Genomic DNA, 9,586 nt, shown 5'->3' with positions numbered 1-9,586 from the left:
GACCACCAACGAAGAAGAAACAGCTGCCTAACTATGAGGTAGCTCCACTACGTGTCCACCATTTGCGGGCAACCCCACGTGGGCGTTTTGGGGGAGGAGGACGTCGACGGTGATGTCGCGGTCGGAAATGTGCAGGTGGAGGCCGTTGATCAGTGAGCCCGTCTGCCCCGTGATGACGCTGCCGGGAAGCGAGATCTGTGCCGCGGCGGCGTGGAACATCGCGCGTGCGGTTCGTTTGAGCTCGCGCCACTCGCTCTTGGCCACGAAGACGCCGGGCGCGAGGCGGATCATGCGGCCCGCGCGGTGGTCGGCGTAGATGCGGTTGCGGACGCGCTTCCCCAGGGCGCGCATGACGAGAAGTTCTCCCCCGAGATCCATAAGTGCGCTGAATCACTCGGGGTGGGGTGGCGCAACCGGAGAGGTGGGGTGGGGAGGGGGTTGGGTGGGTTTTTGGGGTTTGGGTGGTGGGTGCGGGATCCAGGGCCCGGTGTGCGTGGGGCGTGGGCTTCTGGCCTGGTGCTCGTGGGCATTTTGGGTAGGTTTGTCGGGCTGGTTCGGCGTTTTCGCAGGTCAGATTTTGAGGCCTCGGACAAAACGCAACAAAATGCCCAGAAAAACCCAAAGGGGAGGCCGCGAGCACCGGTCGTGGTGCAGGTGGGGCACATGGGGCGCGCTTGTCGTGTCGGCGGAGGGAACCAGCTCCCACGCGGAGGGCGCACGGGATCCACACCCCACCACCCACTCCACCGCACGGGGTGCGCCACGGGGGTGGGGCGCGGGCGTCGGCAATAATGGGGGACATGGCTGAGAAGAAGCAGATCGCGAATGTCCTGGCGTCCCGCTACGCCTCCCCCGAGCTGACGGAGCTGTGGAGCCCGGAGCACAAGATCGTCCTGGAGCGACGCCTGTGGATCGCGGTGCTGCGCGCGCAGCGCGACCTCGGCGTCGAGGTGCCCGGGGAGGCCATCGCCGCCTACGAGGCGCAGGTCGACAACGTCGACCTCGAGTCCATCGCCGCGCGCGAGCGGGTCACCCGCCACGATGTGAAGGCCCGCATCGAGGAGTTCAACGCGCTCGCCGGCTACGAGCACATCCACAAGGGCATGACCAGCCGCGACCTGACCGAGAACGTCGAGCAGCTGCAGATCCACCGCTCCCTGACCCTGGTGCGTGACAAGGCCGTCTCCGTGCTCGCGCGCATCGCCGAGCGCGCCGCCACCTACCGCGACCTGGTCATGGCCGGCCGCTCCCACAACGTCGCCGCCCAGGCCACCACGCTGGGCAAGCGCTTCGCCTCCGCGGCCGACGAGATGCTCGTCGCCGTCGCCCGCCTCGACGACCTGATCTCCCGCTACCCCCTGCGCGGCATCAAGGGCCCCATGGGTACCGCCCAGGACATGCTCGACCTGCTCGACGGCGACGAGACCAAGCTCGCCGAGCTCGAGCACCGCATCGCCGGCCACCTCGGCCTGGACCGCACCTTCGACTCCGTCGGCCAGGTCTACCCCCGCTCCCTGGACTACGACGCCCTGTCCGCGCTGACCCAGCTCGGCGCCGGCCCCAGCTCCCTGGCCACCACGATCCGCCTGATGGCCGGCAACGAGACGGTCACCGAGGGCTTCAAGGAGGGGCAGGTCGGCTCCTCGGCGATGCCGCACAAGATGAACGCGCGGTCCTGCGAGCGCGTCTGCGGCTTCCAGGTCATCCTGCGCGGCTACCAGTCGATGGCCGCCGACCTGGCCGGCCAGCAGTGGAACGAGGGCGACGTCTTCTGCTCCGTGGTCCGCCGCGTCGCGCTGCCGGACGCCTTCTTCGCCGCCGACGGCATGCTCGAGACCTTCCTGACCGTGCTCGGCGAGTTCGGCGCCTTCCCCGCGATGATCGACCGCGAGCTCGAGCGCTACCTGCCGTTCCTGGCCACCACCCGCATCCTGATGGCCGCCGTGCGCGCCGGGGTCGGACGTGAGACCGCCCACGAGGTCATCAAGGAGAACGCCGTCGCCGTCGCCCTGAACATGCGCGAGAACGGCGCCGGCCAGGACCTCGTCGAGCGGCTGGCCGCCGACGACCGCCTGCCGCTGGACAAGGCCCAGCTCGACGCCGCGCTGGCCGACCGCCACGCCTTCATCGGCGCCGCCCAGTCGCAGGTCGACCGCGTGATCGCCCGCGTCGACGAGCTCGCCCAGGCCCACCCGGAGGCCGCCGCCTACCGGGGCCAGGAGATCCTGTAAAACGACGCTTGCCGACGCCGCGCCCACGGCACCGTGGGCGCGGTGCGGCGTGGGACGGGACGTCGGAAAGTGGGGGAGTGGGTGGTGGCGGGGGTCGCCGCCGATTACCGCGCGCCCGGGGCGGGTAATACACTTCGGTCCATGCGTCCTGACCTCTCCGAGTACACGCACCTGACCGCCGGCAAGGTCCGCGAGATCTACGAGGTGGACGAGGATCACCTGCTGATGCTCGCCACCGACCGGATCTCCGCCTACGACCACATCCTGGACACCGAGATCCCGGACAAGGGTCGGATCCTGACGGCCATGAGCTTCTTCTTCTTCGATCAGATCGACTTCCCGAACCACCTGGCGGGCCCGGCCGACGACGAGCGCATCCCCGAGTCCGCGCTGGGCCGGGCGATGGTCTGCCGCAAGCTGGAGATGCTGCCCTTCGAGTGCGTCGCGCGCGGCTACCTGACCGGTTCCGGCCTGCGCGAGTACAAGGCGACCGGCAGCGTCTGCGGCGTCGAGCTGCCCGCGGGCCTCGGCGAGGCGGACAAGCTGCCCGAGCCGATCTTCACCCCGGCCACCAAGGCCGAGCTGGGCGACCACGACGAGAACGTCTCGTTCGACGTGATGGTGGACAAGCTCGGCCGCGAGCGCGCCGAGGAGCTCCGCGACACCACGCTGAAGATCTACCGGCAGGCCGCGGCCGTCACCGAGGAGCGCGGCGTGATCCTGGCCGACACCAAGTTCGAGTACGGCCTGGACCCCGAGGGCAACCTGGTGCTCGCCGACGAGGTGCTCACCCCGGACTCCTCGCGCTACTGGCCCGCCGAGGGCTACCAGCCGGGCAAGGTGCAGCCGAGCTTCGACAAGCAGTTCGTGCGCGACTGGCTGACCGGCCCGGAGTCGGGCTGGAACCGCGACTCCGACGAGAAGCCGCCGGCACTGCCGGGCTCCGTGGTCGAGGCCACGCGCGACCGCTACGTCGAGGCCTACGAGCTGGTCTCCGGCAAGTCCTTCACCAGCTGGTTCGGCACGGACTCCGAGTAAGGGGTCCGCTCGGGGGTCGGGGGATCGGGGGCACCCCACCGCCCGCCGCCGGTTTTACCGGGTGCGGGGCGGTAATCCTGAAAGGAGGCCTGCATCGTCGCAGGTCAGGGATGGGCGCTTTTCGGGTACCGACCGGGGGTCGGTAAAACCGTGCCCCGCTGCGCCGTCAACCCCGCCCGGCTGCGCCGCCGACACCGCCCGCCGACCCCACGCGCCCCACCAACCCCACCCGATCGCCGACCACACCCGACCCACCACGCGGCGACCCGCCCCGCCCGCTCTATGCTTTCCGCATGACCAGCCCGGCCGGCGCCGCCATGCGGCTGTTGCTCGTGGACAACCGCGACTCGTTCACCCACATCCTCGCCGAACAGCTGCGCCGCTGCGGCGCGACCGTCACGGTGCGCGACCACCAGGCCGCCCTGACCCGCGCGGAGGTCGAGACATTCGACGCCGCGGTGCTCTCGCCCGGCCCGGGCCGCCCGCAGCGCGCCGCCGACGTCGGCACCTGCCCGACGGTTCTCGCGGCGGACATCCCCGTCCTCGGCGTCTGCCTCGGCCACCAGCTCATGGCCCACACCCTGGGCGCGCGCGTCGACGAGCTCGCCCCGGTCCACGGCCGCACCGCCGAGGTCACCCACGGCGCGACCGGGCTCTTCACCGGCCTGCCCAGCCCGCTGCGCTGCGTGCGCTACCACTCGCTGGCCGTGCTCGAGCCGGTCCCCGACTCCCTCGTGGTCACCGCGCGCGCCGAGGACGGCACCGCGATGGCCTGCGATTTCCCCGGTCGGCCCTGGTGGGGAGTGCAGTTCCACCCCGAGTCCCTCGACGCCGCCGGCGGCCTGCGGCTGCTCGGCAACTTTCTGCGCCTGGCCGCCGCGTGGAACGCCGCGCACCGCCCGCGCGTGCGCACCCGCCGCCTGCCCTTCCGCCCGGACCCCGCGGCCGCGTTCGAGGCGTTGTTCGCCGCCTCACCCACCGCCGTCTGGCTTGATGACGCATGCGGCGGCCCCAGCGTGCTCGCTGACACCTCCGGTCCCCGTGCCCGCACCGTCACCGCCGACGTCGCGGCCGGGACCGTCACCGTGGACGGGGTGAGCTGGCCCGGCGACGTCTTCGAGTTCCTCGCCGCGGCGACCCCGCGCGGTCAGTCGGCGGGGGAGTGCCCGGTGGGCCCGGGGTGGATCGGCTACCTGGGCTACGAGCTCAAGGGCCAGTGCATGCCCGGCGGTGATGCCGGAGCCGCGGTGCACCGGGCGCCGTACCCGGACGCCGCGCTGATCTTCGCCGACCGCGGCGTGGTCGTCACCGACGGGGCCGCCTGGCTCTTCGCCTACGCGGCCGACGCCGGGGACGGGGACGCGGGGAGCGGCCACGAGACCTGGTTCGACGAGACCGAGGCCCGGCTGCGCGCCACCCTGACCGCGGAACCGGCCGCCGCCTCGGCCGCCGCCCCAACCGCCGCCACCCCGGCCGCCCCGCCGCGCCTGCGCCTCGTCGAGAGTGCCGGGCGAGGCGAGTACCTGCGCCGCATCGCCACCATCCAGCGCGCGATCGAGCAGGGCGAGACCTACGAGGCCTGCCTGACCACCGCCCTGATCGGCACCGGCGAGGTCGGCCTCGACCACTACCTCGCGCTGCGCGCACACAACCCGAGCCCCTTCGGCTCCTACCTGCGCTTCGCCGCCGCGGACCTGCACCCGCAGGCCGCGGACGGCCACCCCGCGCCGGCGCCGAATCACAGGAATGCCGCGCTCCAGGTGCTCTCGACCTCCCCGGAGGTCTTCCTCACCGTCGACCCCGACCCGACCCACCGAACCGACCCGACCCACCGAACCGACCCGGCCCACCCCACCCGCCGCGTCACCCGCTCCAAGCCGATCAAGGGCACCCGCCCGCGCGGGCGCACCGCGGCCGAGGACGCCGCCCTGCGCGCCGACCTGGCCGAATCCCCGAAGGACCGCGCGGAGAACCTCATGATCGCCGACCTCGTGCGCAACGACCTGGCACGCACCGCCGAGCCGGGCAGCGTGCGCGTGCCGGTCGCCTTCGACGTCGAGACCTACGCGACCGTCCACCAGCTGGTCACCACCGTCGAGTCGACCCCGCGCGCCGACGTGACCGCGATCGAGGTGCTGCGCGCGGCCTTCCCGGGCGGCTCCATGACCGGCGCGCCGAAGGCCCGCACCCTCGAGATCCTCGACCGCCTCGAGGACTCCGCCCGCGGCGTCTACTCCGGGGCCGTCGGGCACATCGGTGTCGACGGCACCGCCCGCTTCGCCATGCCGATCCGCACGCTCGTCGCGCACGGCACCGACCTGCACTACGGTGTCGGCGGTGCGGTCCTCGCCCTGTCGGACCCGGACGCCGAGTACGAGGAACTGAAAGCCAAGTCCGCCGCCCTCGCCCCGATCGCAGAGGTGATCTTCCCGCAATGACCGCAACGAACACGCCCACCGTCATGGACTCCTGGCTCGTCGTGGACGGGTACGCCACCGGGCTGGAACGGCACCTCGAACGGTTCCACCGGGGCGTCGGAAATCTCCTGGGCACGCACGTGCCGGCGGAGTTCGACGCCGCCGTGCGCGCCGCTTGCGCCGCCGAGGGCGCGTGGTTCCCGCGCATCGAGGCCGCCGACGGCTTCACGCTGCGGCTGCGGCCGGCCCCGCGCACGCGCACCGAGACGGCGCTGTGGGCCCCGCCCGAGCCCGACCCGCGCACGTGTCCGCAGGTCAAGGGGCCGGACATGGATGTGCTGCAGCGCCTGCGCGCCGAGGCCGTCGCTCGCGGCGCCGACGACGCCGTGCTGCACGCCGACGGCCGCGTGCGCGAGGCCGCCAACGCCGCGCTCATCTTCTTTGCCGGCGACGAGCCCGTGCTGCCCACGGGCCCGCGCCTCGACTCCGTCACCGTCAGAGAGCTTGCCGACGCCGTGGGGGTCATCGTCGGCGAGCGCGACGTGGCGTTGGCGGACGCGCCCACCATGGCCTGCTGGGCGCTCAGCTCGCTGCAGGAGATCACCGAGGTCACTGCGTGGATCGGCGCGGACGGGGAGAAGGTGGCGTGCCCGCGGCGCGACCCGGGCGAGGTCGCCGCGGCGCGCAGCGCGCTGGACCGGCGCCGCCGCGCCGTCTAGAACGCCCCGCGTCGCGGGAAGCGGCGTGATCACTAGCATCGGGTCCCATGACTTCCTCCCGACCCGATCATCCCGTCGAACCGGTGCCCGCGACCCAGGAGCTGCCCGAGCTTCCCGACGTCGCCGGTGGGCGCGACGCCGCCGGCGGTGCCGAGGTGCCCGCCGCGCCGGTGGCCCCGGTGCGCACCGTCGAGCGCCTGCACCACGGCATCAGCTTCATGGACGACTACGAGTGGCTGCGCGACAAGGGCGACCCGGAGACGATCGCCTACCTCGAGGCGGAGAACGCCCACACCGAGGCCGCCACCGCCGGCTTGGAGACGCTGCGCGGCAACATCTACGCCGAGATCTCCTCGCGCATCAAGCAGACCGACATGTCCGTGCCGCAGCGCTCCGGCGACTGGTGGTACTACGGGCGCACCGAGGAGGGCCGCGACTACGGCTTCTCCTGCCGCATCCCCGTCGACAAGGAGGCCGACCCCTGGACCCCGCCGGTCATCCCGGAGGAGGGCCGCCCCGAGGGCGAGCAGATCATCCTCGACCTCAACGAGCTGGCGGAGGGCCACGAGTTCTTCGCCCTCGGCGCCTCCTCGGTCACCGACTCCGGGCGGCTGCTGGCCTACTCGGTGGACACCGCCGGCGACGAGCGCTTCGAGCTGCGTGTCAAGGACCTCGAGACCGGGGAGCTGCTCGAGGACCGCCTGGAGAACATCTTCTACGGCGCGGCCTGGGCCGGCGAGGGCTTCCTGTTCTACACCACCGTCGACGACGCCTGGCGGCCCGACGCCGTGTGGCGCCACCGCCTGGGCACCCCGCAGTCCGAGGACGTCTGCGTCTTCCGCGAGGACAACGCCCGCTTCAACGTCGGGGTCGGCTCGACGCGCTCGCGCAAGTACATGTTCATCGTCACCAGCTCGAAGCTGACCACCGAGGCGTGGGTCGCCCCGGTCGACGAGCCGGAGTCCGACTTCACGGTGCTCTGGCCGCGCCGCGACGGCGTCGAGTACGACGTCGACCACGCCGTCGTCGGCGGCGTGGACCGCTGGGTGGTCACCCACAACGCCACCGGCCCGAACTCCGCGGTCGCCGAGTGCCCGGTGGGCACGCTCGGCGAGGAGCTGCCGGCCTTCGAGGACATGCACGAGCTGGTCGCCCACAGCGAGTCCGCCCGTGTCGAGGGCGTGGACTGCTACCGCGACCAGATCTTCCTGGGCTACCGCGCCGAGGGCATCGGGCGCGCGGCGGTGATGCGCCTGACCGGCGAGGTCGACGAGCGAGGCTTCGGCACCTTCGAGGAGATCACCTTCGACGAGGAGCTCTACACCGTCGGCGTGGTGGGCAACCCCGAGTGGGACGCGCCGGTGGTGCGCCTGTCCTACGGCTCGTTCACCACCCCGGCGCAGCTGCTGCAGTACCGGGTGGCCGACGGCGAGCGGACCCTGCTCAAGCAGCAGGAGGTCCTCGGCGGCTACGACCCGTCGCGCTACACCGCCTACCGGCTGTGGACCACGGCCTCGGACGGCGCGGAGATCCCGGTCTCCGTGGTGCACCGCACCGACGTCGACCCGCTGGCCGAGCCGCGCCCGACGCTGTTCTACGGCTACGGCTCCTACGAGTCGGCCACGGACCCGGCGTTCTCGGTCTCGCGGCTGTCGCTTCTGGACCGCGGCATGGTCTTCGCCATCGCGCACGTGCGCGGCGGCGGCGAGATGGGCCGCGCCTGGTACGACCACGGCAAGCAGCTGGAGAAGAAGAACACCTTCACCGACTTCATCGCGGTGGCCGACGACCTCATCGACCGCGGCATGACCGCCCCGGACCGCCTGGTCATGGAGGGCGGCTCGGCCGGCGGCATGCTCGCCGGCGCGGTGGCCAACATGGCCGGCGACCGCTTCCGCGGCATCCTCGCGGTGGTGCCCTTCGTCGACCCGCTGACCTCGATGCTCATGCCGGAGCTGCCGCTGACGGTCACCGAGTGGGACGAGTGGGGCGACCCGCTGCACGACCCGGAGGTCTACCGCTACATGGCCTCGTACGCGCCCTACGAGAACGTCGAGCCGAAGGACTACCCGGACATCCTGGCGGTGACCTCGCTCAACGACACCCGCGTGCTCTACGTCGAGCCGGCGAAGTGGATCGCGCGGCTGCGTGCGACGGCCCGCGGCAACTTCCTGCTCAAGACGGAGATGTCCGCCGGCCACGGCGGTGTCTCGGGCCGCTACGCCCGCTGGCGCCAGACGGCCTTCGAGTACGCCTGGATCGTGCACGAGGCCACGGGCCTGCGCGCCTGACGCCGCGTCCCGCCCGCCTCGCCGAGACAGGAGCGCGCACGGGTGGGATAATCGCTTTTCATGAACGGTCGGCTGTTGGTGTCCATCTCATCTATCTTCCGCGACACCCTGCCGGCTGCGGCCCGCACGCTCGCCGACCTCGACTCCGAGGGCCTGACCACGAGCCTGCTGATCGCCCCGCACATCGACGGCGACTGGCACCTGGCCAAGGATCCCGAGACGCTCGACTGGGTGCGCGCGGAGCGTGACGCCGGGCGGGCGATCCTGCTCAACGGCTTCGACCAGGCCGTCCAGGGCCGCCGCGCCGAGTTCGACGACCTGCCCGCCCACGAGGCCCGCCTGCGCCTGAAGGGTGCGACCCGCCAGATGGCCAGCCTCGGCGTGGTCACCGACCTGTTCGCCCCGCCGCGCTGGCGGCTCTCGCCCGGCACCCTCGAGGTCGCCGACGAGTTCGGCTTCCGGCTGATCGGCTCCACCCGCGGCGTCTACCTGCGCGAGCCGGACCCGGACGACGACAAGGACGCCGGGGCCTGGCGCCTGGTCTCCTCGCGCAACCTGTCCGTCGGCGAGGGCTTCGGCTCGCCCGGCTGGTGGCGTCGCAACATCATCAAGGCCGCCCGCCGCGGCGCGAAGAAGGGCAACACGATCCGGCTCTCGGCCTCGGCGCGCAACCTCGCCGAGGAGAAGGTCGCCCGCGACTTCGTGGCCGCCGCCGTCGCCGCCGCCGAGGGTGGCGCCCGGCCGGCCTCCTACGCCGAGCTCGTCGCGGAGACCACGCCCTCCAATTGACGACGTCCCGCCCCTCGCCGTCGCCGCGCTCCGCCCCGTGGGCGGTGCGCGCCGGGGGATGACGGGGAATGACACAGAGATGAAGCGCGCCCGCCGCGGGG

Annotated in this window: 7 protein-coding genes; 6 read left to right on the top strand and 1 reads right to left on the bottom strand. The window is 72.3% G+C overall.

Annotation, left to right across the window (positions count from 1 at the left end; all coding sequences use genetic code 11):
- Window positions 1-27 precede the first annotated feature (27 nt).
- A complete protein-coding gene (locus tag QP119_RS11370) occupies window positions 28-351 on the bottom strand; it encodes a hypothetical protein (RefSeq protein ID WP_284776272.1) in 324 nt (107 codons plus the stop codon).
- A gap of 440 nt (window positions 352-791) precedes the next feature.
- Here QP119_RS11370 and purB point away from each other — a divergent pair, with 440 nt between their 5' ends.
- From purB to QP119_RS11340, 6 genes are all read left to right on the top strand, one after another.
- Window positions 792-2,231, top strand: a complete 1,440-nt coding sequence (gene purB, locus QP119_RS11365; protein ID WP_284776271.1) for an adenylosuccinate lyase — start codon at window positions 792-794, stop codon at window positions 2,229-2,231.
- A gap of 141 nt (window positions 2,232-2,372) precedes the next feature.
- A complete protein-coding gene (locus QP119_RS11360) occupies window positions 2,373-3,269 on the top strand; it encodes a phosphoribosylaminoimidazolesuccinocarboxamide synthase (RefSeq protein ID WP_284776269.1) in 897 nt (298 codons plus the stop codon).
- 293 nt (window positions 3,270-3,562) lie between these two features.
- A complete protein-coding gene (locus QP119_RS11355; protein ID WP_284776268.1) occupies window positions 3,563-5,707 on the top strand; it encodes a chorismate-binding protein in 2,145 nt (714 codons plus the stop codon).
- Window positions 5,704-6,405, top strand: a complete 702-nt coding sequence (locus tag QP119_RS11350) for an aminotransferase class IV (RefSeq protein WP_284776267.1) — start codon at window positions 5,704-5,706, stop codon at window positions 6,403-6,405. Before QP119_RS11355 ends, QP119_RS11350 begins: the two co-directional genes overlap by 4 nt.
- 47 nt (window positions 6,406-6,452) lie before the next feature.
- Window positions 6,453-8,696 carry a S9 family peptidase gene (locus tag QP119_RS11345; protein WP_284776266.1) on the top strand — a complete coding sequence of 748 codons (2,244 nt, stop codon included), beginning with the start codon at window positions 6,453-6,455 and terminating at the stop codon, window positions 8,694-8,696.
- 60 nt (window positions 8,697-8,756) lie between these two features.
- Window positions 8,757-9,485 (top strand): DUF2334 domain-containing protein, encoded by a 729-nt coding sequence (locus QP119_RS11340; RefSeq protein WP_284776264.1) that lies wholly within the window; start codon window positions 8,757-8,759, stop codon window positions 9,483-9,485.
- Window positions 9,486-9,586: the final 101 nt, after the last annotated feature.

The organism is Corynebacterium frankenforstense (genome assembly GCF_030211955.1).
In the GTDB taxonomy this organism is placed as follows: domain Bacteria; phylum Actinomycetota; class Actinomycetes; order Mycobacteriales; family Mycobacteriaceae; genus Corynebacterium; species Corynebacterium frankenforstense_A.
Note: the sequence above shows the minus strand (reverse complement) of the source record. Positions and strands in the feature narration are given on the sequence as shown.

What these genes read in the sequence shown, in the direction of transcription:
- QP119_RS11360 (WP_284776269.1), top strand. Translation starts at nt 2,373, where the DNA reads ATGCGTCCTGACCTCTCCGAGTACACGCACCTGACCGCCGGCAAGGTC.
- QP119_RS11370 (WP_284776272.1), bottom strand. Translation starts at nt 351, where the DNA reads ATGCGCGCCCTGGGGAAGCGCGTCCGCAACCGCATCTACGCCGACCAC.
- QP119_RS11355 (WP_284776268.1), top strand. Translation starts at nt 3,563, where the DNA reads ATGACCAGCCCGGCCGGCGCCGCCATGCGGCTGTTGCTCGTGGACAAC.
- QP119_RS11345 (WP_284776266.1), top strand. Translation starts at nt 6,453, where the DNA reads ATGACTTCCTCCCGACCCGATCATCCCGTCGAACCGGTGCCCGCGACC.
- purB (WP_284776271.1), top strand. Translation starts at nt 792, where the DNA reads ATGGGGGACATGGCTGAGAAGAAGCAGATCGCGAATGTCCTGGCGTCC.
- QP119_RS11340 (WP_284776264.1), top strand. Translation starts at nt 8,757, where the DNA reads ATGAACGGTCGGCTGTTGGTGTCCATCTCATCTATCTTCCGCGACACC.
- QP119_RS11350 (WP_284776267.1), top strand. Translation starts at nt 5,704, where the DNA reads ATGACCGCAACGAACACGCCCACCGTCATGGACTCCTGGCTCGTCGTG.